The organism is Sphingobacterium lactis (assembly GCF_011046555.1).
GTDB lineage: Bacteria > Bacteroidota > Bacteroidia > Sphingobacteriales > Sphingobacteriaceae > Sphingobacterium > Sphingobacterium lactis.
Window position 1 is genome coordinate 140,121 of the sequence record NZ_CP049246.1, and the last position, 23,354, is coordinate 163,474.

The window sequence follows — 23,354 nt, forward strand, 5'->3', positions numbered from 1 at the left end:
CTGTCCACCAACGCACATAAACTGTTCGCTTTCGAACAGGCATCAACGCTTCGAACCAAGCAAAACACTGAATTTCAATACATTAAAAGTTTGGCACAACCTTGTATAGGTCATGGGCAGGAATTGATTATTAACATACATGGACAGACCTATACAACAGAAGAAGTGGAATACCAAGAGAATCCTTACCGTGGCGGGCATTGCGGGTATCGTGGCGTTGATCGGTGCTAGTTATTATTATACGAGCGGAAACAGCCGGTTGAACGTTGATGCCGAACGCATATCCATTTTCGAGGTTAAGGAGAATACCTTTCAGGAATTTATACCGATTAACGGATCGGTGATGCCCATCAGTAGCATCTATCTTGATGCTTCGGTAGGCGGTCGGGTCGAGGAGAAATATGTGGAAGATGGCGCGCACCTCCACAAGGGCGATCCCATTATGCGCCTTTCGAATACAGATATGGAAATGAGTTTGATTCAGCAGGAGGTACAGGTCCTGAATCTATTGACGCAGGCACAGATTGCGCAAACCAATGCGCAGCAGGCCACCATCAGCAATAAGAACCAGATGGCCGATGTGGAACAGGCCTACAAGGAAGCAGAGCGTGTATATGAACTGAACAAAAAGCTCTTGGCCGAAAAGGCCATCGGTTCCCAGGAGTACCAGAAATCCCTCAATGAATACAACTACCAGAAGGAGCGCGTTGGCTTGACCAAGCAGATCCTGAAACAGGATGAAGTCTCGAACAGCCAGAAGCTGCACCAGGACCGTGAAACGTACAAACGTACGCAGAATGCCCTAGACCTGAACCGCAAGAAAGTAGGCGACCTGATCTTGCGCGCACCGGTGGACGGACAACTGACCTCCTTTGATGCCGAAATCGGTCAGAACAAGAATCCGGGGGAACGCCTGGGACAGATCGATGTGCTGACGGGCTTCAAGGTGCGTGCCGATATCGATGAACATTATATCAACCGCATCTTCCCGGACCTTCGTGGCCAATTCACTATCGGCAACAAGTCCTACGACCTGCGGATCAAGAAAGTTTACACCCAGGTGAAAGATGGGCGCTTTCAGGTGGATATGGAATTTGTTGGCGAAAGACCGGAAAGCATCCGCCGCGGACAGACCCTGACCATACGCCTGGCCTTGAGCGATGAAACGAAAGCCATTCTGTTGGCGAAGGGTGGATTCTACCAGCAGACCGCCGGAAATTGGATCTTCAAACTGGATAAATCTGGAAATACGGCCTACCGAACCGATATTCAATTGGGCCGACAGAATCCGGAATATTATGAAGTGCTCAATGGATTGAAACCAGGGGACAAAGTGGTCGTATCCAGTTACGAAACCTACGATAAAATACAGGAGTTAAACATTAAGCACTAATACAAGATGCCAGAACCGCTGCGTACGTTGTCAGAATTCCACAGCAGCGGTAATAAGGCATCGGAAACACCAAGGGGAATAATTATGATACAGAATTTTATTAAATCGGCATTCAGAAATCTTTGGAAGACCAAGGGTTACAGCTTCTTAAATATATTTGGCTTGGCGTTGGGGATTGCTGTTACGGGATTGATCTTTCTGTGGGTCGAGGATGAGCTCACGTATAACGATTATTTTGCCAACAAGCAAGACATCTATATAACGAAATCCAAACAGACCTACGATGGAAACACTTTCGTTTTCGATGCTACACCTGTTCCGTTGGCAGAGGCGGCACAAGCTGAAATTCCCGGTATCCTGCATATTGCACGCGTGGATTGGGGAAATAGCCCCTTATTTTCTCGAGAGGACAAGAAAATCTACCTTCAGGGCAATTTTGCCGATCCAGCGATCTTAAAGATCCTGCAACCTAAATTCCTGGAAGGAAATGAAGCTACTGCCATGGATCAGAACGACAAGATAGTCTTAACAGCATCTGCGGCGAAAAAATTTTTCAATGGAGAATCAGCGGTGGGAAAAACCCTGAAAGTAGACAATTCAGATCTATTAACCGTTTCTGCCGTAATTGAGGATTTTCCAAAAAACAGTAGCTTTAGTTTCGATTGGTTGGTCAACATGAAAAAGGTTGTCGACAGCTATGGTGAACCAAATTGGGGCAGCAACAGCTTGCAAACCTTTGTCCAATTGGCTCCGCAGGCAGACTTAGAGCAGGTCAATGCGCAATTAAAATTGTTCGTAGAAAACAAAAAAAACAGTGATCGCCCCAACTCGGAAAACTTCCTCTATCCAATGGAGCGCTGGAATATGTACAATGTATTTAAGGATGGAATTGAACAAGAAGGGAAGATTAAGAACGTACGCTTGTTTATATCAATTGCCTGGCTGGTCCTACTGATCGCATGTATTAATTTCATGAACCTTTCTACCGCTCGATCCGAAAAACGTGCGAAAGAAGTTAGCATGCGTAAAATTGTAGGTGCAAAGAAGAACTCGCTGGTCGCTCAATTTTTGGGGGAATCCATAGTCTTTACAGGAATTGCTGCGGCAATAGCTGTCGGTATGATTAAATTGTGCCTGCCAGCCTTCAATAATATGGTCAGCAAAGAACTATCCATAGGAATGGACAACCCGCTCCATTTCGTTTTCTTGATCGCCATCATTCTGGTATGTGGTTTGGTTTCCGGAAGCTATCCCGCATTTTTTCTATCTTCTTTTGACCCGCTACTTACCTTAAAAGGTGGAAAAAGGAAGGCCGGAAGCAGTGGATTAATTAGAAAAGGATTGGTGGTAACACAGTTCACGGCAGCTATTATCTTAATGATATGTACCGCCATAATTTATTTACAGATTCAACATACAAAGAATAGGGATTTGGGGTTCGATCGCAGTCAAGTGATCACGACGGACCTACTCGGTGATATGCCCGACCATATAAAAGTTATTAAACAAGAACTTATCAATACAGGGAATATCGAATCCGTGGGGATCAGTGAACGAAGTGTGTTAAACGTAGGTTCGAATACAGCGGGCTTTACCTGGGATGGAAAGGATCCAAAATCTTCTCCTTTAATCGGCTATACCTTCGCAGATGAGGATTTCGTTCCTGCCCTGAGCATGAAGATCATTGACGGTCGGAATTTCCGCAAAGATCTACTCGGAGACAGTTCATCCGTGCTGGTCAATGAGACGTTGGCTAAACTCATGCAACCAGACGGGAAGGTGGCTGGAAAAACAATTGGTTTTGCAGAGCAGCCCTTAACCATTGCGGGCGTACTGAAAGATTATGTACACAATGATATCTACGGAAAAGCTGAACCTCTTCTGCTTTCGCCGATTTCCTTGGAAAATCGAAAAGGACTCTTAAACATCAAGACCAAGGCAGGTGCCGATTATCAGGTAGTGGCCAAACAGATTGAGTCGATATTGAAAAAATACAATCCCGATTTTCCAACGACCATCAAATTCTTGGATGACACGTTTAACAATTATTTCTTTTCGGAATTGATGCTCCAAAAGTTGGCCAGTCTATTTGCCATCCTTGCGATTATCATCTCCTGCTTGGGCCTATTGGGGTTAGCTGCATTTGCAGCCGAGCAACGGGCTCGCGAAGTCAGCATTCGGAAAGTGCTAGGCGCATCAGTGTCCCGATTGGTAAAGATGCTCAATAAGGAGTTTATCATTTTAGTGGGCTTATCCTGTCTAATAGCTTTTCCTGTAGCCTACTGGTTTATGAACGATTGGCTGAATGGCTATAATTATCACATGGAAATGCCTTGGATGATCTTTATTTTTGTTGCTTTGGCGGCTTTGGCTATCGCATTAATAACCATCAGCACCCAAGCACTCCGTGCCGCAACCAGCAATCCTACAAAAACTTTGAGAAACCAATAATCTAACTATATCTACATACACTTTAAACAAAGAAACACCATGATAAAAATCACCAATCTTCAAAAGTTCTACCGTACGGAGGAAGTGGAGACCATAGCGTTGAACAATGTAAATATCCATGTCAAGGAGGGCGAGTTTGTTGCCGTGATGGGGCCTTCCGGTTGTGGGAAGTCAACCTTGCTGAACATCATCGGTTTGCTGGATGACCTCGATGAAGGGAGTTACCTATTCAATTCGATCGAAGTTGCGGATTTTAAGGAAAATAAGCGTTCCGATCTGCGGAAACATAACATCGGGTTTGTGTTTCAGAGCTTCAACCTGATCGATGAATTGACCGTTTATGAGAACGTGGAACTTCCATTGGTATATACCAATGTCCCTGCTGCCGAGCGGAAGCGCCGTGTGGAAGAAGTGTTGGAAAAGGTGCAGATCATGCACCGCCGGAATCACTTTCCGCAGCAATTATCCGGGGGACAGCAACAGCGTGTCGCCGTAGCCCGGGCCGTGGTGAACAACCCGAAGCTGATCCTTGCCGATGAGCCCACAGGTAACTTGGACTCCAGCAACGGTAATGAGGTCATGCAATTGCTTACGGAACTGAATGAAGCCGGTACAACAATCGTCATGGTGACACACTCCGAACATGATGCCAAATTCTCCGATAGGGTCATCCGCATGCTGGACGGACAGGTGATCCTAGAAACTGCAAATGCAGTTTCGTAGGGTGTGAGATAGCGAATTGAGATTTGAAATAAAAAACGAAAAGTTAAAAATCACATATAAACACTAGGTCAAGCTTGGCTTGACCTATTTTGCTATAAAAGCTTTCTAGCTATTCATATTGTTGAATAAGGACTTCAGAAGATATATGCAGTTTCTCAGCAATTTTGTGAATAATTTAGTTGATCCATTCTGAATTTAATTGCCTCAATGGGATCTGGTAATTCGATGGGACAATTCGTTTCTTCATATTTTTCGATCAATATCCCTAATATTTCCAATTCATTTCCTTATGCAGTATTCTGTTCCGTATCGAAAATAATTTCTAACCTTTTTAAGGCTTGATTATAATCTTCAATTGTTTTGATTGGCTTTAATTCCATTGGACTAAATTGTAGTTTTCCAAAAAATTTCGCAGTATTTTTTTAGAAATAATCCTCAAAATTAATTTTTATTCAATTTACAAAATAATTCCGAGGAAATCCATCCATGTGAAACGGAAGTTCTGTTTAAAATCCTCATCGACCGGTTTTTTATAATTGACCCGGAAATCACTGTTCGGTAGTGAACAAAAAACCGTCCGATATCGAACAACTTAACAACCAACACACAAACAACAAGTTGTAAATAAGCAACTTACAATACTGGCAAATGGATTGACTTAAAAACAGTCATTGATCGTAATAAATTATTATCATGAAAAGAATGAACCTTTTATTCCGTAGACTTTGGCAAAACAGGTTGTTTACATTTCTAAATATTGTTGGCCTAGCCATAGGAATCAGCGCCTGTTGGATTGTATTTCGAATTGTCAATTTTGAATATAGCTTTGACAAGGACCACCCAGATCAAGAAAAAATCTTCAAAGTATATTCCACCATGGAAAAAGGTGAAGAATCAAATTCTTTTGATGGCGTAAATATTCCTATTGCTAATTATGTAAAAGAAAACATCGCATCAGCCGAATTGGTAGCACCAGAATATAAATATTATTATGAAAAAATAACTGTCGCCGATGCTGATGGTAAACGGGAATTCAGCAACCAACCCGCTATAACAGGTACTTTTAAGGATTATTTTTCAATGGTCCCCTATACGTGGTTGGCAGGAAATAAAGAAACTGTTTTTAAACAACCTAACGAAATCGTATTATCTAATTCACGAGCGCGGTTCTATTTCCCGAATCTCAAACCACAAGAAGTATTGGGAAAGGTATTACAAATTGATACCGTTAATTTTACAGTCACTGGTGTCATTCAGGATTTAGAAAAAACGAGTAGTTTCCGGGAAAAAGAATTTGTACCCGTTAAGGAGGAAGATCTTAAGAGTGACAACTGGGATATGGTGACCTCAAACCACAAGCTATATGTTAAATTGACCAATGAACAGGCAAAACAGAACTTTATTGATATTCTAACAAAAAAATCGAATGAGGTGAATGCTGAAAACCTTGCAAAGTACAACGTAAGAAAATCATTCGGATTAGCTCCACTTCAAAGCCTGCATTTTAACAAAATGATTCATGGAAGTGTTGATAAAAGAACATTGTATGGCATAATTGGAATTGGGTCATTTCTGTTGGTGCTTGCCAGTATTAATTATATCAATCTAACAACAGCTCAAGTACCGTTCAGAGCGAAAGAAATTGGTATAAGAAAAACTTTGGGCGAACAACCTCGAAATGTTCTTTTCAGTTTTATAACCGAAACTTTTTTGATCTCTTGCATTTCCCTATTATTTTCATGGCCATTGATCAAGCTTTTTGAAAAATATTTCAGCACCTATATACCGGCCGATTTAAACAATTTTTCAGATACCCTTCCTGTCGCTATTTTCCTATTCTTCCTCATACTGTTATTGACTTTAGTTTCGAGCTTTTATCCTGCATATTTGATTAACAAGGTTCAAATTTCGGAAGTCATCAAAATGAAAAATGTTGGCAAATTGAAGTTTGGAAGCATTCCGTTGAGGAAAGCTCTTATTATTTTCCAGTTTGTCATTGCACAGATATTTGTTATTTCAACTGTTTTAATGGGTTTCCAAATCCAGTTTATGCTAAACAAAGATTTGGGTTTTCAACACAATAGCATTGTTTCTTTAGACCTTCCCCATGCTAAAGATAAGCCAGATGATAACAGGCCAAATTTACTGAAGGAATCATTACAGAAATATAAGGAAATTGAGGGCTCAGCGTTGGGCCATTTACCTATGAGTGGCGAATATTATGGATCATCCATCAGCATGCAAACAGATACAGGAGAAGTGAGGTGTCCAATCGCGTTAAAGTATGCCGATCAGGATTATTTGGACACCTACAATTTTAAATTGTTAGCCGGTAGAAACATGCAGTTATCGGATAGTACATCAGGTTTTATTGTCAATGAAAAATTACTGGAAGAACTTGGCATTAAAACTCCGGAAGCGGCGATTGGCCAATCCGTTATAATGAACGAAAAGCAAATAGCAATTATCGGCGTTTTACAAAATTTCAACAGTTCAACACTGCATAGTCAAACAGACGCATTAGCCATCTTCCCAAGCAAAGATAGAGACCAACTCAAGCATATCAGTATCAAACTTTCACATAATACCGGCGAATGGAGAAAAGGATTGGAAGCATTAGAAAAGGAATGGAAAAATTTCTATCCAAATGATGAATTCGATTATACTTTTTTTGACGACAATATGAAAGAGCTTTATGAGAGCGATTATCGATTTTCAAGCATCATCAATCTTTCCTCAGGAATTACTGTTCTCCTAAGCTGTTTAGGACTAATTGGTTTGGTGACCATTAGCATTAGTCAACGGACCAAAGAAATCGGGATACGGAAAGTATTGGGAAGTTCAGTTTCGAGAATTATTCGATTGCTCTCAACAGAATACCTTGTTTTGGTTTTCATATCCATTATTATTGCCTCCCCGGTTGCGTGGTGGGCCATCAACAAATGGTTAGAAAATTTTGCTTACAAAATGGAGTTGACCTGGTGGATGTTTAGCATTCCAGCAATTGCCACCCTCATTATAGCTTTTTTAACTATGTTCTATCATTCATTCAAAGCGGCGATAGCCAATCCGGTTGATTGCCTACGTGACGAATAAATTCTTATCACAATTTAAAAACTTCGCATTATGCTGACCAATTATATCAAAATAGCTTTTAGGAACCTGAAGAAGAACAAATTCTTCAGCCTACTTAATATCCTCGGCCTATCCATCGGCTTAGCGATATCGCTCCTGCTACTGGCATATACCAAGTATGAGATGAGCTATGATAGCATGTTCCCCAATCAAGCGGACATCTATCGCATGTACATGAAAATGACTCCGACTTATAACTCGGAAAATTGGGTCAACCTCCCCAATGTCGTAGGACCACAGGTTAAGGAGAATGTTCCGGGTGTTTTGAAGTTCACCCGAATGGTAAAACATGATTTCGGCGCAAAAGCATCCCTAAAGATTGGCAATGAAACGATTATGGAGGATCGGTTGTTCCTTACAGACTCTTCCTTTTTCAGTATGTTCCATGTGGAATTCGTAGAGGGTAATCCGAATACTGTATTTAAGGAAAAGAATAGTGTCGTTATTTCGGAATCGCGGAAGAAGAAATTCTTCCCCAATGGCAATGCCATCAATCAGTTGATTGCCATTAATCAGAAGGACACACTTCGAGTAACGGGTGTATATAAGGATTTTGCGAGCAACAGCACGCTGGATGCTGAGATGATCTACAACATCATGGACAATTGGATGGGCAAAAACCTATCCTGGGGGAATGCCAGTTTTGAAACCTATGTTCAGGTAAAGGCAGGTGCTGATATGGCGCAGATGGAGAAAAATGCAACAGCGCTAATCGACAAGAATATCCCAAAGGATGAGCAGTATTATACCAACTTCTATTTCCAGCCTCTTTCTCAAGTTCATCTTTATTCGAGCGATTTTCGGAGTGGTTACACGTCGAGGGTGGGCAATATAAAAACCATCCATACCTTGCTTGGCCTTTCCGCGCTGATCCTATTGATTGCCAGCATCAATTACATGAACCTCGCAACGGCCAGAACCAGCAAAAACGCAAAAGAAGTAGGCGTCAATAAAGTTTTGGGAGCGCGTAAATCACAAATCACCTTACGATTCTATACAGAAACGGGATTGGTTACTTTTTTATCCTTCGTGATTGGCTTTGTACTAGCCATTGTCCTGGCCCCTTTCTTTAAAAGCATCACAGGGGCGGAATTTTCCCTTACAAACCTATTCAACCTGGAGTTTATCCTGTGGAGCATCGTACTTTGGTTGATGATTACCGTTCTTGCCGGATCGTTCCCATCGCTGTACATGTCCAGGATTAACTCCCTGATCCTAATGAATAAGTCGGTCTTAAAAAACTCGACGGTAGAGCTCGCTAAAAAAGGTTTGGTAATCTTTCAGTTCATTATTTCATCCGTACTGATTATTTCGGTGAGCGTAATGCTCTACCAAATGAATTTTGTGAAAAAGAAAAACCTTGGTTATAATCCGCAGGAGGTTATTTCCGTTCCGATTAAGTCCATCAATACCATGGAAAAATTGCAGAGCATCATGGGCCTGGTCAACCAACTTCCAGGTACGTTGGCCTCTACGCCCGTACAATCCATGCCCGGTGATAATGAAAGCGGTAAAACCACCTACCGGGAAATTGGTGATAAAACCGGTTTATCCACCACGACTTCCAGCACCTTTGGCCCCATAACGAAAACCTTGGGCCTAACGTTGCTGGCAGGACAGGATCTTCCTGCCAATCTCAGCAAAACAGATACCAACACCTATGTACTGATCAATGAAGTGGTCCTAAAATTCCTGGGCTATACTGAGCCTCAGGAGGCGATAGGAAAAAAGATCCTAACGGAAATGAATAAGCAATCAATTATCCGTGGGGTCGTTCAGAATTTTAATTTCCAGAGCTTGAAAGAATCGATTGGCGGCTATTCCTATTACACCATGAATGGGCCTTCTGAAAGTGTTCGGGAGCTATTGATCCGATTTAACACAAACGACCTTCCCGGATATCTCCAGAAATTGGAAGCGCTTTTCAAACGGGAATTGCCCGATGCGGCCTATGACTTTACCTTTGTGGACTCCCATGTACAGAGTCTCTATAGCAGTGAAAACCGCAGCAGCCAGATCATCATGATCTTTTCCTTCCTAACGATATTTATTGCATGCTTGGGACTGATTGGCCTCGCAGGCTTCACCACTGAACAACGGAGCAAAGAAATCGGGGTACGAAAGGTTTTGGGCGCCAATGTATTTAATATTACGGGCCTATTGTCCGGAAGTTTCCTCAAACTGGTCTGTATTGCCTTCCTGATTGCAGCGCCGATAGCGTGGTATATCATGAATGCTTGGCTTGCCGGATTTACGTACAGGGTCCAAATTCCATGGTGGTCATTTGCCTTGGCAGCTGCGATCTCCATCCTGATTACGGCGCTGGCAGTAGGTTATCAGACCGTCAAAGCGGCACTGGCAAATCCGGTTAATAGCTTGCGGGATGAATAATTTGGAAAAATATCCGCTTGGCGGCGGACAGAAAAGTAAATTAATATAGATAAAGAGATCGGTTTTATGCATAGTAAGTTCATTATACTTGCGCATCCGACCTTAAAAATACAAGGCAAATAAATTAGCGCCATGATAAACCAATTGATAAAAAACAGCATCCGTCAGCTTCGACGAAATCCCCTATTCAGTGCCTTGAATATCTTGGGGCTAACCATTGGCATCAGTTCCTGTTGGGTGATCTATAAGTATGTAAGTTATGAAATGAGTTATGAGAAAGGTATTCCCCAGCAGGAAAACGTATACCGGTTATTATCTCATTTTAAAACGGAAGATCGGGATCAACTTTTTGCAGGTGTTTCCCGACCTATCTATTTTGCTTTGCAGGAAGATCCCATGGGACTCGATAAGGTGGTTCCCTATTTCAGGAAATCGCTCATGAATGTCACTGTTCCGGAGGTCCAGCAGCAGGAGCGCAAATTTGAGGAACCAGATTGGAACGAAACAGCATGGGTAGAAACTACAGCAGATTTCTTTTCCATGGTGCCTTACCATTGGTTGGCGGGGAATCAGAAAACGGCGCTTCAGGAACCCCATCAATTGGTACTGACTGAAAAGCGCGCGAAACATTACTTCCCCAACAGCAGCCCCGAAGAAGTCATCGGCAGAACCATCATCTATAACGACACCATTCAGCGTGTTATTTCCGGTGTGGTGGCCAATCTAGACTTTCCTTCCGAATATACAGGTCAGGAATTTAGCCTTGTTCTCCGAACAGAGCGGGACAATATGCTGCAGTCTTGGGGTAGCAGCAACGGCGCAGATAAGGTATATTTTATAGCTAAAGATGCGGCTACTCTTGCGCGTTCCAAACAACGGATCCAAGCTATGGTCGATACCAAGTGGAAACAGATCAAGGCAGAGAATATCCTACCTTTTGACTTCACCAGAACGATGATAACCATGCCGATCGCCGAATCCCATTTTGCCACCGACTTGGAGGAAGGTGATAATCCGAAAACAAGCAAGCGTGTGGTCTATGGACTTATTGCCGTTGCCGGTTTTCTGCTGCTGCTTGCCTGTATCAATTACATCAATCTGAGTACCGCACAAATGCCACAGCGCTACAAGGAAATTGGTATCCGCAAGACCCTAGGGGGATCCCGCGGTTCGTTGATCGCACAAATGATGATCGAAACTGGAATTATCGTCTGCATTGCTTCGGTCCTATCCTATTTCGTCGGAAAGATTGGATTTATCGTCCTTGGCGACCTCATCAGCGAGCAGGTGAAGAATTATTCCGATCCACCAGTAGTTATTCTTTCTTTAGCCTGTACATTAATCGTTACAATGCTATTAGCCGGCCTTTATCCTTCCTGGTTGATCAGCAAGGTAAATGCTGTGGAGATCTTCAGAAATAAGGGACATGTGACAGCGGGTAGTGAAAAAATCAATCTTCGGAAAGCACTCATTGTATTCCAATTCATAATTGCCCAGATCTTCATCGTAGGGGCAATAATCATTGGACAGCAACTCCATTACGTGATCAATAAGGATATGGGCTTTAAAAAAGATGCTGTTTTGCTGAGCAATATACCCTATAAGCAAATGATCGAACCGGGATCCGATAATAAAAAAATGGTACTGGCGGACGAGATTCGTAACATTCCAGGTGTGCTAGGAGTTACCATGGGCGATCAACCGATTTCAAATAGTTATAGCTCCAACGCCTATGCTTACCGACCGGATGATGGTAAGGATCTCGTGCAAAAAGAATTATTCCGAAAAAACATCGATACTTCCTACCTGCAGTTCTATGGCCTTAAATTATTGGCGGGTAAAACCCCAATTCCTGCAGATACAGCAAACGGATACGTGATCAATGCGAGTGCGATGGCCGCCTTTGGTTTCAAAAATCCAACGGACGCAGTGGGCAAATTTTTAACGCAGGATAACCTAACCCTTCCCATAACCGGGGTGGTTCAGGATTTCCATACCCAAGATTTCTATACTAAAATTACGCCCCTAATCCTGATGTACGGTAAGGGAGATTTACAAAATTACAGCATTCGCCTCGATCCGGATCAGCGCAAAGAATGGCCAGCGATAATCGAAAAAATAAAAACTGCCTGGAGCGTACATTTCCCGGCGGATACATTCTCTCCTGTTTTCTATGACGACAGCATTGCTGAATTTTACAATAAAGAACAACAGTTGTATAAACTCACCAATATCAGTACGGCAATTGCCATTCTCATCAGTTGCTTAGGCTTGTTCGGACTTGCCACACTGACCGCTTTTCAACGGAGCAAGGAAATTGGTATCCGTAAAGTGTTGGGTGCTTCGGTGAGTGGTATCGTCGCGATGCTATCCAAGGATTTCGTCAAGATGGTCATTATTGCCATGCTCATTGCAGCACCGATTGTTTGGTGGGCATGCAGCACCTGGCTGGAAGGTTTTGTGTACCGCATCGAAATTTCATGGACTCCGTTTATTCTGGGTGGCCTATTGGCCGTGTTGGCAGCGGTACTAACCATCAGTTATCAGGCTGTAAAAGCCGCAAAAGCAAATCCGGTGGACAGTTTAAGAGATGAGTAGGATTGACATAGAAACTTGGCCTTGAATTCCCTGTTCTGCATTGGACAGCAACCGTCCGATAATGAACAGGGCACACGGATAAATTTAACGCAAAGTACTGAAATTATGTTAGTTATCAATTTGGCAAAACAATTGAAACTGGTGAGACATGGGATTATTCATACGATTTATAACTAAAGGTTTATTTGAATATGTTCAAGATTGCCTGGAGAAATATTAGAAAGAATACGGCCTTTTCGGCAACCAATATATTGGGTTTGGCGATTGGTATGGCCGGTGCCATATTGATTGCGCTTTGGCTGCAGAATATGCTGACTATGGATAGGTTTCACGAGAAACTTGACCGCATTTATGCCATGTCCAATCGGGATTTCAATGGCGGCAAAGATTGGGCTTGGCGAGCAACACCACGGATCATGTTGCCTACCCTCCTGTCTGATTTTCCTGAAATTGAAACCGGAACACGCTATTCTACAGATCTGACCCCGCTGGTCAGCTACAAAGAGAAACGCTTGAATACCGGAACGGCGTTTGTCGATTCAGGATTTTTCCATATGTTTTCATTTCCCATTGTAAAAGGGCAGAAAAATAAATTGCTTACGGATGCAAAGACGACAGTAATCACGGAAAAATTCGCCACGAAGCTTTTCGGAAATGAGAACCCCATCGGTAAGATCATTAAACTCGACTCCTTGGACCAGGTGACTGTGCAAGCTGTCATAAAGGATCTTCCCGCCAATACCACCATGGGTTTTGATATGCTCCTTTCATGGGAATACGCAAAGAAAATAGGGTATTTCGATGATAATTGGAACAATAACAGCACCGAGACATTTATCCTGTTGAAACCGGAGAGTAACCTTGCACAATTCAATAAAAAAGTGGAGCTGATCACGCAACGGCATGCCAATGTCGGGGAAATTATCATAAAGAATACACTGAAAGTTTTTGCCAGTCCTTTTTCAAAGCGGTTTCTTTACGATAATGGTGAGGGAGGGGATTTCTACAGTGGAAGAATTCAATTGGTCCGGTTATTCGCCTGGATAGGTGTTTTCATTCTCGCTGTGGCCTGCATCAATTACATGAATCTCAGCACGGCCAAAAGTGAGAAAAGAGCAAAAGAAGTCGCGGTACGGAAAGTAGTAGGTGCCAGGCGGTCTCAACTGATCCTCCAGTTTATCATCGAAAGTGTACTCATCAGCTTGATAGCGCTGGTTGCTGCCATTCTATTGGTCATCCTGATCCTGCCCGCTTTCAATTCCTTAGTCGCTAAAAATCTGGAAATTTCTGTACTCAGTGTTCAGACCTGGCTGTATTTAATCGCATTTGCCGTATTCACGGGTGTGCTGGCTGGCATCTATCCGGCTTTCTTCCTGTCGGCATTTACACCGGCCAAAACCCTAAAAGGAAGTTTAACCACAGGAAGGAACAAATTTACTATGCGATCGGCCTTGGTCGTTCTGCAATTTGTCTTTGCGATTATCCTCATCATTTCTACCATTGTGGTGAGCAAACAGATACAACATACCAAGGATCGTGAACGTGGATATAATGAAAATGGATTGGCTTATACCAACATGGTGGGGGATATCGGCAAGAATTATTTGAACATTCGGAATGAACTTTTGGCAAGTGGAGCTGTTGAATCGGTTTCCAAGAACTTATCCCCAATTACAGAAGTTTATAGTACGAGTTGGGCCTTTCAATGGCCAGGCAGTACAGAGGAAGACAAGCGTATAAGTTTTATTCGCTATAGTAGCGAAGCTGATGCCGTGAAAACTATGAAAATGACGCTTGTTGCAGGTCGTGATATTGATATCTACACCTACCCGACCGATAGTACGGCGATGCTATTGACCGAGACAGCGGTAAAAACAATGCGTTTAAAAAATCCCATTGGCGCGACTGTAAAAAACAGTTTCATGAGTTTTACAGTCGTTGGTGTTGTTAAGGACTTTATTTTAAGTTCACCATTTGATACCGCAGAGCCTTTGGTTATTGAAGGCCCTGCTACCTCCTTTTCTACGGTACATTACCGGTTAAATCCGGTGCACAGTACCGAACAGAACTTGAAGACGATTGAATCGATATTCAAGAAATTCAATCCGGAATATCCTTTTGAGTACCGGTTTGTAGATAAGCAGTATGAGAATAAATTCCGCGAGGCCCAATCCATTGGTACACTCTCGAAACTTTTCGCTGGCCTGACCATATTTATTTCCTGCCTGGGCCTATTGGCACTGATAGCCTATATCGCGGAAAAGCGGACAAAGGAAATTGCGGTCCGAAAGGTGCTCGGCGCGAAAGTCTCCCAGATTGCTTCCATGCTTTCCATGGACTTTATCAAATTGATTATCCTGGCCTTGGTTATTGCCTCCCCACTGGCATGGTGGATGATGCATGCCTGGTTAAATGAATACTCCTATCGGATTGAAATATCTTGGGTTTATTTTGTGGTTGCCGGATTGGCTGCCATTATCATCAGCCTGCTGACCATTGGATATCAAGCCTGGAAAGCAGCCATAGCAAACCCAGTTGTCGGCCTGAAGGACGAATAGCTGGATAGAACGTGCAGAAGGTATTGCCGTTCGCTGATTATCCGAAAAATATGAATTGATTATAAACGAATTAAAATAGCATACCCGATGTTCAAAATAGCATGGCGAAATATCATCAAGGCCAAGTCCTTGAGTTTCATTCACATTATCGGCTTGGCGATCGCGTTGGCATCTGCCATAATCCTTTTTCTAACGGCGAGTTTTGAACTTTCCTATGATAATTTCCACAAGGATGTGGACCGTATCGGTCTTTTGTACAGCAAGAGCCAACCCGAACGCGGCGTGAATTATAACACATCAATGGCTGCCCCGCTGGCTCCCCTATTGAAGGCACAGATTCCAAGCATTGCTTTAGCCTCTCGTATTGCCAACAGCAATGTCATCCTTCGCCACGGCGATAAGGAACTGGAATCCTCCAATAAATTCGTCGATAGAGATTTTATGGACATATTGACTTTCCCTATCCTTGAAGGCGATGAAAAGGCGTTGAATGATTTGGGCAACATTGTCCTTGATGAAGCCATGGCCATGCGTTTATTCAATAGCAAGGATATCATTGGCAAACAGGTTGAAGTACTGTCCGATGGCGTATGGTCGCCTCGTACCGTGACCGCTGTATTGGCCAGTTCACCTACGAACTCAAGTCTCCGTTTCAACAGTCTGATGCGCTTTGAACAACGGCCAAACTATGCGGCGGAAAAAGACCGCTGGGATATCGTTAACCACGATGTGATTGTCAAGATGAAAGCGGGAAAGGTGGATGATGAAAAATTCGCGAAGGAAGTCAGTGGATTCACCAACCAATATTTTAAGGAGACAATTGAAAATCTCAAAAGAGATGGTGGCCAGCAGGATCAGAATGGAGCCTATTATTCCCTGCACCTAATCCCCATTGCTGATTTTCACCTGAGTAATCTGGGGATTGCAAACGGTCCATCGGCCTCCTTCCCTTGGATATTATTGGGTATTGCAGGATTGATCGTTTTTATCGCTTGTTCTAATTTCATCAACCTCTCGTTGGCCAATTCCCTGCTGCGCAACAAGGAAATCGGCACGCGGAAAACTTTAGGCGCTACAGTGAAGAATCTGGTCGTGCAATTGTGGACAGAGGCCTTTTTGTTGTGCTTGATAGCCCTCGGCATTGGTTTGTTGCTGGCCTATCTGATTCTACCGGAATACAACGCCAATATGAATTATAAACTGGGTTTTCAGCAGTTGTTGACCCCAGCGAACCTGATGTGGCTCTTGGTTACATTTTTGGGAATCACTCTGATTGCTGGCGGTTACCCTGCATGGCGCATTGCCAACAGCAATATTATCCATTCTTTAAAAGGAACTGCCAAGGTAAAATCATCACGCTTGCGCAATATCCTCACTGTACTGCAATTCAGTATTGCTATCCTGTTGATTGTGGCAACAATCGTCATCAGCTCGCAACTGAATTACATGGCCAACAGACCTTTGGGATACAACAAAACAGAGGTGATCAGTATTCCGATTGGAAACGGGATCAACCATGAAGATGCCCTGAACCGAATGCGGGCAGAATTGGCCAAAGAGTCCTGGGTGACAGCGGTCAGTGCCGCGGACGTGAATATGGGCATGGGAAATGATTTTAGTACGCGACGCTCCGTTTTCGGGTTCAATCAGGAAAACAGGGAATATACCACCAATTATATGCGCATCGACTACGACTACCTGAAAACCATGGATATCAAACTCTTGGCAGGGCGTGATTTTGACCGCCAGTTTGCCACGGATAGCAATTCAGTGATTCTGAATAAGCAGATGGCTGAGCAGATGGGCGGTATCGAGAAGGTATTGGGCCAGCGCATCAACCTGAACGGGCAGTCCTTGGTGATCGGTATCATCGATGATTTCAACTTCCAGGATCTTCGCAAAAAGGTGGAACCCCTATCGCTGTCCATCAATCCACATGTTTTTACGGTAGATTATATTTTTGTACGGGTCAATACCCAGGATCTGAAAGCATCCCTGGCAAAGGTGGAGAGCATCTGGAAAAAGGTAAATCCAAAAGCGGAAATTGCCGCTTCATACCTGGATGAAAACACCCAGAACTTGTACCAGAGTGACCGCAGGTTCTCCGGAATTGTGATGGTCGGCACGGGTATCGCCATCCTTATTTCCTGTATGGGGCTCTTTGCACTAGCATTACTGACGATTAATAGGCGCGTCAAGGAAATTGGGATCCGTAAAGTATTGGGTTCCTCGGTGTCCAATCTGATCCTCCTGTTATCGAAGGATTTCATCAAGTTGGTGGTGATTGCTTTTCTGATCGCTGCTCCCTTGGCATGGTTTATCATGAACGGTTGGTTACAGGCATATGCGTTCAGGATCGATATCCAATGGTGGATGTTCGCCTTGGCAGCGATAATCGCCTTGACAATCGCTTGGAGCACGATCGCCTGGCAGACGTTTCGGGCAGCCAGGGTAAACCCGGTGGATAGTTTGAGGGATGAATAGATATAAATGGATATAGATTCGATTGGCGTTAAATAAAATCAAATACATCCTTGTGTCTACGACAAAACAACCGTCCAATTCCGAACGGTAATTGTCCGATTACGGACATACCCAGACAATGCACAACAGAAAGCCATTGACGCACAATTAATTACAAAATCGGCAAGCAGATTGCAAATTAAAATTCAATAGCATAGCTTCATTCACGGAAATACATTCCAAGAATTGACTTAATGATTAGTTAGAAAAATTAAATTAGCGTTTTACAGCAAAGACCACATTCATAACATGATAAAACTCGAACATATTTTCAAATGGTACAATGTTGGGGGTACCAAATCCTTTATTTTAAAAGATATCAATCTAACGATCGAGGCTGGGGATTTTGTCTCCATTATGGGGCCATCCGGATCGGGGAAATCCACCTTGCTCAATGTCATTGGGATGCTGGATGAACCCAACGAAGGTACATACTATTTCCTTGGTGAGGATGTCTTGCAGATGAAGGCCAAAAAGCGTTCGCAGTTGTTTCAATCGCATGTGGGTTATGTGTTCCAATCCTACCACCTCATTGATGAACTGACGGTGTATGAAAACATCGAGACGCCACTTATCTATAAGAACCTGTCCTCTTCTGAGCGCAAAAGTATCGTTTCTGATCTCTTGGACCGTTTCAACATTGTTGGGAAAAAGGATCTCTTCCCTGCCCAACTATCGGGCGGCCAGCAACAGGTGGTCGGTATCGCACGGGCTCTGGCGGGATCTCCACGATTGCTGTTGGCTGATGAACCGACCGGTAACCTGAATTCCAAACAGGGGGAAGAAGTAATGGAACTCTTCAACCAACTGAATGACGATGGTGTCACGATCATTCAAGTGACCCACTCGGAGAAGAATGCCGAATATGGAAAGCGGATCATCCACATGTTGGATGGCCAGCTGAAGCAAGATTAGGCCATCGAATTTGAGGAAGTGCTAAAATTTTCGTAATTTTCAGTGTGAATGAAAAAGAAATTAAAGCACTAATCTACCTTTTGGATGATCCCGATCGGGAAATCTTTCTGGAAATCGAGCACAAGTTGATCACCTGTGGTCCGGAAGTTATTCCTTTGCTCGAGCATTCCTGGGAATCGTCCTTCGATCCTGTATCGCAAAGTAGAATTGAGAATATCATTCACAAGATCCAATACGACCAGGTGAAGAACGACCTGCAGTTATGGAAATTGAACAATACGGAGGATCTGTTGGAAGGCTTATTGATCATCAACAGATACCAGTACCCGAACATGAACGAGGAACAGGTGTATTACCAACTTGCCGAGCTGCGCCGGAATGCCTGGTACCACCTGATGTATGATATGAGTCCGGTGGAGAAAGTGAAATTGCTCAACAATATCCTATTCCGGGAATTTGGGTTATCGGGCAATACGAGCAACTACCATGATCCGCAGAATTCCTTTATCCAGAAGGTATTGGAGAGCAAGAAAGGGAATCCGATCAGTCTGGCTTGCATCTACGCCTTGGTGGCTGAGAAATTGGACATCCCGATCTATGGGGTGAACCTCCCGAAACACTTTGTGCTGGCCTATGTGGATGGCGAACAACACGACAAAGTCCTATTCTACATCAACGTGTTCAACCGGGGACAGATTATGCGCGAGGAGGATATCTATGCATTCCTTCGCCAACTGAACCTCCCCCTTTCCGATCAATACACCCTCCCCTGCGATAATGTCTCCATTATCAAACGGGTATTGAGGAACCTGATCGCAGCCTATGAACATGTTGACAACGCAGAGAAGAAACTGGAAGTAGAGACCTTACTGTCCCTAATAGAAGAAGAGGAGCTGTCGTAAAAACAGCTCCTCTTCTTCCATATCGTATCTTGATAATTTCTTGCAGAATTTCCCTTATTGCCGGGCATCCAGTGAAAGACTGATCGGTGTATAATTTCCGGGGGAGACGAACTCCTTATCCGGTTTGACATCGCCAGTATCGGTCTTCTTGAAACGATAGACCTTCTTGGAAACCGCGTCAGCAACGAACAGATAATCGCTATCCTTACGGAAATCCAAATCCACATCTACGGGTTGCTTCAATCCTGTCGAAGCTCCTGTAATAATGCGTGTAGGGGTGATATTGCCTGTTGATTTTGCCATTTCGGAGAAATTGTCAAAGATCAAAATCCGTCCGACTGAACTCGCGCCCGTACCGGTAAAATCCGCCACTGCCAACATATTATTCACCGTGTCGATCGACATGCCGCGGATATTTTCCGAGCCTGGGATCGTCAAGATGATATCCGGTTTCACATTCGGCACCAAGGTATCCCGTTGGATGACCATATTGTTATAAATGTCTATTCCACCATCTTTATCTGTACGGCTTAGGTACATCTTGCTCTGCACGATCGCTGCGTCCCAAACGGGGCGGTTGTCAGCAATCTGGAAATTCTGGGAGGTCTTTGCATAATTCCTGATACCCCGTGGCAAATTGAACACATAGACGAACGAACTGTCAGGAGATACGCGAACGGCATATAGCTTATCCAAACTCGGATGGTATACCAAGCCACGCACTCCATTAAGGCGCGCATTGGCGATGTTTCCGGATGGGCTGAGCGCTCCATAATCACCTACCCTCAACGAATAGATGGTGGTATCTGCCTGGGTTGTATTCAGAGATGCCTGAAAAATGGTCCTTGCCGAGGGGTGAAACAGGATGGTGGAACCGCCCTGTACATTAGATTGATACCCTTGCGCAAAAGCACCTGCACCCAATTCTATAGAATCCGCCGCCGTAATGACATATAAATTCTTCAATTTGGGTCTTTGGGGATCCCGTTCGAATTCCGAATAGGAAATATAAAGTCTGGAAATGTCTCTGTTCACGATCGGTTCATCGTCATCACGTTTGCATGATGAGGACGCGACCAATGTCAATAAAGCGAGTAGCGTATAGAGGTACCTGAACGTCATGTATTTCTAATTTTATTACAAATGTATAAAATAATCCAGATGCATGGAGGTCTAGGGGCGTCAAAGATTGTTAAAGTTGATTAAATAAACGTTTTTGTGTAAAATTGCAGAATAGATTTGAATACGATGGAGAACAACGAATTTGAAAGGGAACAGTTGGAGTTGCCAAACGCAGGGAAGAAGCTTTTGCTTCACTCCTGTTGTGCGCCCTGTTCCGGGGAGGTGATGGAAGCATTGATCGCATCGAACATAGATTTCACGATCTATTTCTATAACCCGAACATCCACCCACGCAAGGAATATGACCTGCGCAAGGAGGAGAACATCCGTTTTGCGGAGAAGCACAATATCCCATTTATCGATGCGGATTACGATGTGGACCATTGGTTTGAGTTGGCCAAGGGCATGGAGCATGAACCGGAGCGGGGCATCCGCTGTACGATGTGCTTTGACATGCGCTTCGAGAAGACCGCTGAATATGCTGCAGCAAATGGATTTGATGTGATCTCGAGTTCCTTGGGTATTTCCCGTTGGAAAACGATGTCCCAGATCAACGATTGCGGTGTGCGCGCAGCTTCCCGATACCCGAACATGGAGTACTGGACCTTCAACTGGCGCAAAAAGGGTGGCTCGGCACGGATGCTGGAAATCAGCAAGCGCGAACGCTTCTACATGCAGGAATATTGTGGCTGTGCATACTCCCTACGGGACACCAATAAATGGCGCATGGCGAACGATCGCCCGAAAATTGAATTAGGTAAAAATTATTACGAATAGCAAAGTGCGATTTTTTAAAAATAAATTTCATTTATAGTTTATTAATCGTTACTTTTGCAGGCTCAAATGCAAGATTGTGAAGTATCTAAAAAAATACAGAATACCCTTTTCAGGTCTTTCAACAGGTAAACACAGTTTTGATTTTGAAATCGATGAGAAGTTCTTTGCTTGTTACGAACATTCCCTGATAAAGGAGGGAAACCTGAAAGCGGTCGTTGACCTACAGAAACAGGAGAATATGTTGATTGCAACTTTCGACATCCAAGGTACCATTCAGTTGACCTGTGATGTTTGCCTATCAACCTTTGATTCCCCGGTTCACCTGCAGGAGCGTGCCTTGGTAAAATTCAGCGACGAAGATTGGGACAATGACACCGATGAGGTGATCACGCTTTCCAAGAACGACTATGAACTGGACATTGCCCCATTACTCTACGAGTACATCAATGTGGCAGTACCTCCATATCCGAAGTGCAGCGAAAATGGCGACGGCATTAGCTGTGACCCGGAGATGTTAGACAGGATTCAAAACGAAGAAGTTTCATCAGACCTGGACAGTGAAGAGAACATTGATCCACGTTGGGAAGCATTGAAAAATATTAAAAATAACTAAAACAAAAGATACGAGATGGCACATCCAAAACGTAAGACTTCTAAATCTAGAAGAGACAAGAGAAGAACACACTATAAAGCTGAACTTCCTAGCTTAACTGTTTGTAAAGAAACTGGCGCGGTTCACAGACCACACCACGCATACACAGTAGATGGTAACTTATTCTACAACGGTAAATTAATTATCGAGAACACCGCTGCTGTCTAACGACATCTTTATTGGAAACATCCCAAAAAAGTATAATATTTTATATTATAGCTTTCACTTGGGATGTTTTTTGCGTATTATTGAATAATATAAATAATAACGAATGAAGATTGGATTAGACGTGTTGGGGGGAGATTTTGCACCGGATTCGAATATCAAAGGCGCAATTGAAGCCCAGAAACAGCTGGAAGATTCACAACGAATCGTTCTATTTGGCGATGAAGAAGCCAATAGAAAGGCCATTGCCGCCGCCGCTGGTGACCCCTCCAAATTTGATTACGTTCATGCCCCTGAAAACATCAGCATGCATGAGCACCCTACAAAAGCAATCACGCAAAAGCCAAATTCCTCCATTGCAAAGGGATTTGAGCTGTTAAAATCGGGAGAAATCGACTCCTTTTCTTCTGCCGGAAATACCGGTGCCATGTTAGTTGGCGCCATGTTCAGCGTGAAGACCGTACCTGGTGTACTGCGTCCGGCTATTGCCACCAATGTCCCTAAGCTGAAAGACGGCTTCGGAATCCTATTGGATGTCGGTGCCAATGCAGACTGTAAACCTGAAATGCTCAACCAATTTGCAATTTTGGGAAGTATCTATGCCGAACATGTATACGGTATCCAATCCCCAAAAGTGGGCCTGCTCAACATTGGTGAAGAAGAAGAAAAAGGCAACAACCTAACCGTTGCTACCTATCCCCTATTGAAAGAGAACACCAAAATCAACTTTATCGGAAATGCTGAAGGTCGTGATTTATTCAGTGACCATGCGGATGTTATGGTATGTGATGGCTATACCGGGAATGTGGTACTCAAACTTGCGGAGTCATTTTATGTTGTTACACTAAAGAAAGGTTTCAAAGACCAGTTCTTCGATCGGTTCAACTATGAGCAGTACGGTGGAAGTCCGATCCTCGGTGTGAATGCACCGGTAATCATCGGCCACGGTATCTCAACCCCTGAAGCAATCAAGAATATGGTCCTATTGTCAAGAGATATGATCTCCTCAAATTTCATTGATCGGATCAAATCAGCATTTAACTAAATAA

The 23,354-nt window shown here is 43.5% G+C and carries 15 protein-coding genes; 14 read left to right on the plus strand and 1 reads right to left on the minus strand.

Translation table 11 applies throughout. From position 1 onward, the window contains the following. Positions 1–139 precede the first annotated feature (139 nt). The 10 genes from G6N79_RS00650 to G6N79_RS00700 all read left to right on the plus strand — a co-directional run bounded on the left by G6N79_RS00650 (position 140) and on the right by G6N79_RS00700 (position 19,589). A complete protein-coding gene (locus tag G6N79_RS00650; RefSeq protein ID WP_103904687.1) occupies positions 140–1,393 on the plus strand; it encodes an efflux RND transporter periplasmic adaptor subunit in 1,254 nt (417 codons plus the stop codon). An 84-nt stretch (positions 1,394–1,477) separates the two neighbouring features. Continuing rightward, positions 1,478–3,844, plus strand: a complete 2,367-nt coding sequence (locus G6N79_RS00655) for an ABC transporter permease (protein WP_160003586.1) — start codon at positions 1,478–1,480, stop codon at positions 3,842–3,844. Between the two features lie 39 nt (positions 3,845–3,883). Continuing rightward, positions 3,884–4,567: an ABC transporter ATP-binding protein gene (locus G6N79_RS00660; RefSeq protein WP_103904689.1), complete on the plus strand. Its 684-nt coding sequence runs from the start codon at positions 3,884–3,886 to the stop codon at positions 4,565–4,567. 693 nt (positions 4,568–5,260) lie between these two features. Beyond that, entirely contained in the window at positions 5,261–7,663 is a 2,403-nt protein-coding gene (locus G6N79_RS00670) for an ABC transporter permease (protein ID WP_103904690.1), read from the plus strand. Between the two features lie 30 nt (positions 7,664–7,693). Beyond that, positions 7,694–10,093, plus strand: a complete 2,400-nt coding sequence (locus G6N79_RS00675) for an ABC transporter permease (protein ID WP_103904691.1) — start codon at positions 7,694–7,696, stop codon at positions 10,091–10,093. A 132-nt stretch (positions 10,094–10,225) separates the two neighbouring features. Next, positions 10,226–12,691 (plus strand): FtsX-like permease family protein, encoded by a 2,466-nt coding sequence (locus G6N79_RS00680; protein WP_103904692.1) that lies wholly within the window; start codon positions 10,226–10,228, stop codon positions 12,689–12,691. 191 nt (positions 12,692–12,882) lie between these two features. Beyond that, positions 12,883–15,249, plus strand: coding sequence for an ABC transporter permease (locus tag G6N79_RS00685; protein ID WP_103904693.1), 2,367 nt, complete (start codon positions 12,883–12,885; stop codon positions 15,247–15,249). 87 nt (positions 15,250–15,336) lie between these two features. Next, a complete protein-coding gene (locus tag G6N79_RS00690; protein ID WP_103904694.1) occupies positions 15,337–17,733 on the plus strand; it encodes an ABC transporter permease in 2,397 nt (798 codons plus the stop codon). A gap of 288 nt (positions 17,734–18,021) precedes the next feature. Next, positions 18,022–18,687 (plus strand): ABC transporter ATP-binding protein, encoded by a 666-nt coding sequence (locus tag G6N79_RS00695; protein WP_103904695.1) that lies wholly within the window; start codon positions 18,022–18,024, stop codon positions 18,685–18,687. A gap of 44 nt (positions 18,688–18,731) precedes the next feature. Beyond that, positions 18,732–19,589 carry a transglutaminase-like domain-containing protein gene (locus G6N79_RS00700; RefSeq protein WP_103904696.1) on the plus strand — a complete coding sequence of 286 codons (858 nt, stop codon included), beginning with the start codon at positions 18,732–18,734 and terminating at the stop codon, positions 19,587–19,589. A 54-nt stretch (positions 19,590–19,643) separates the two neighbouring features. On the opposite strand, the gene G6N79_RS00705 is transcribed toward G6N79_RS00700, so the two are convergent. Next, positions 19,644–20,711, minus strand: coding sequence for a hypothetical protein (locus G6N79_RS00705; RefSeq protein WP_103904697.1), 1,068 nt, complete (start codon positions 20,709–20,711; stop codon positions 19,644–19,646). Positions 20,712–20,837: 126 nt separating this feature from the next. On the opposite strand from G6N79_RS00705, the gene G6N79_RS00710 reads away from it, so the two are divergent. The 4 genes from G6N79_RS00710 to plsX all read left to right on the plus strand — a co-directional run bounded on the left by G6N79_RS00710 (position 20,838) and on the right by plsX (position 23,350). Then, on the plus strand, positions 20,838–21,488 hold the full coding sequence (locus G6N79_RS00710) for an epoxyqueuosine reductase QueH (RefSeq protein WP_103904698.1): 651 nt from the start codon (positions 20,838–20,840) through the stop codon (positions 21,486–21,488). Positions 21,489–21,564: 76 nt separating this feature from the next. Then, positions 21,565–22,101 (plus strand): YceD family protein, encoded by a 537-nt coding sequence (locus tag G6N79_RS00715; RefSeq protein WP_103904699.1) that lies wholly within the window; start codon positions 21,565–21,567, stop codon positions 22,099–22,101. A gap of 15 nt (positions 22,102–22,116) precedes the next feature. Further along, on the plus strand, positions 22,117–22,308 hold the full coding sequence (gene rpmF, locus G6N79_RS00720; RefSeq protein ID WP_103904700.1) for a 50S ribosomal protein L32: 192 nt from the start codon (positions 22,117–22,119) through the stop codon (positions 22,306–22,308). A 103-nt stretch (positions 22,309–22,411) separates the two neighbouring features. Next, on the plus strand, positions 22,412–23,350 hold the full coding sequence (gene plsX, locus G6N79_RS00725) for a phosphate acyltransferase PlsX (protein ID WP_103904701.1): 939 nt from the start codon (positions 22,412–22,414) through the stop codon (positions 23,348–23,350). Positions 23,351–23,354 lie beyond the last annotated feature (4 nt).

Bases quoted from the DNA above. Each gene is read 5' to 3' on its own strand.
- G6N79_RS00690 (WP_103904694.1), top strand. From the start codon at position 15,337: ATGTTCAAAATAGCATGGCGAAATATCATCAAGGCCAAGTCCTTGAGT.
- G6N79_RS00685 (WP_103904693.1), top strand. From the start codon at position 12,883: ATGTTCAAGATTGCCTGGAGAAATATTAGAAAGAATACGGCCTTTTCG.
- G6N79_RS00670 (WP_103904690.1), top strand. From the start codon at position 5,261: ATGAAAAGAATGAACCTTTTATTCCGTAGACTTTGGCAAAACAGGTTG.
- G6N79_RS00710 (WP_103904698.1), top strand. From the start codon at position 20,838: ATGGAGAACAACGAATTTGAAAGGGAACAGTTGGAGTTGCCAAACGCA.
- G6N79_RS00655 (WP_160003586.1), top strand. From the start codon at position 1,478: ATGATACAGAATTTTATTAAATCGGCATTCAGAAATCTTTGGAAGACC.
- G6N79_RS00695 (WP_103904695.1), top strand. From the start codon at position 18,022: ATGATAAAACTCGAACATATTTTCAAATGGTACAATGTTGGGGGTACC.
- G6N79_RS00680 (WP_103904692.1), top strand. From the start codon at position 10,226: ATGATAAACCAATTGATAAAAAACAGCATCCGTCAGCTTCGACGAAAT.
- G6N79_RS00650 (WP_103904687.1), top strand. From the start codon at position 140: ATGGACAGACCTATACAACAGAAGAAGTGGAATACCAAGAGAATCCTT.
- G6N79_RS00705 (WP_103904697.1), bottom strand. From the start codon at position 20,711: ATGACGTTCAGGTACCTCTATACGCTACTCGCTTTATTGACATTGGTC.
- plsX (WP_103904701.1), top strand. From the start codon at position 22,412: ATGAAGATTGGATTAGACGTGTTGGGGGGAGATTTTGCACCGGATTCG.
- G6N79_RS00675 (WP_103904691.1), top strand. From the start codon at position 7,694: ATGCTGACCAATTATATCAAAATAGCTTTTAGGAACCTGAAGAAGAAC.
- rpmF (WP_103904700.1), top strand. From the start codon at position 22,117: ATGGCACATCCAAAACGTAAGACTTCTAAATCTAGAAGAGACAAGAGA.
- G6N79_RS00660 (WP_103904689.1), top strand. From the start codon at position 3,884: ATGATAAAAATCACCAATCTTCAAAAGTTCTACCGTACGGAGGAAGTG.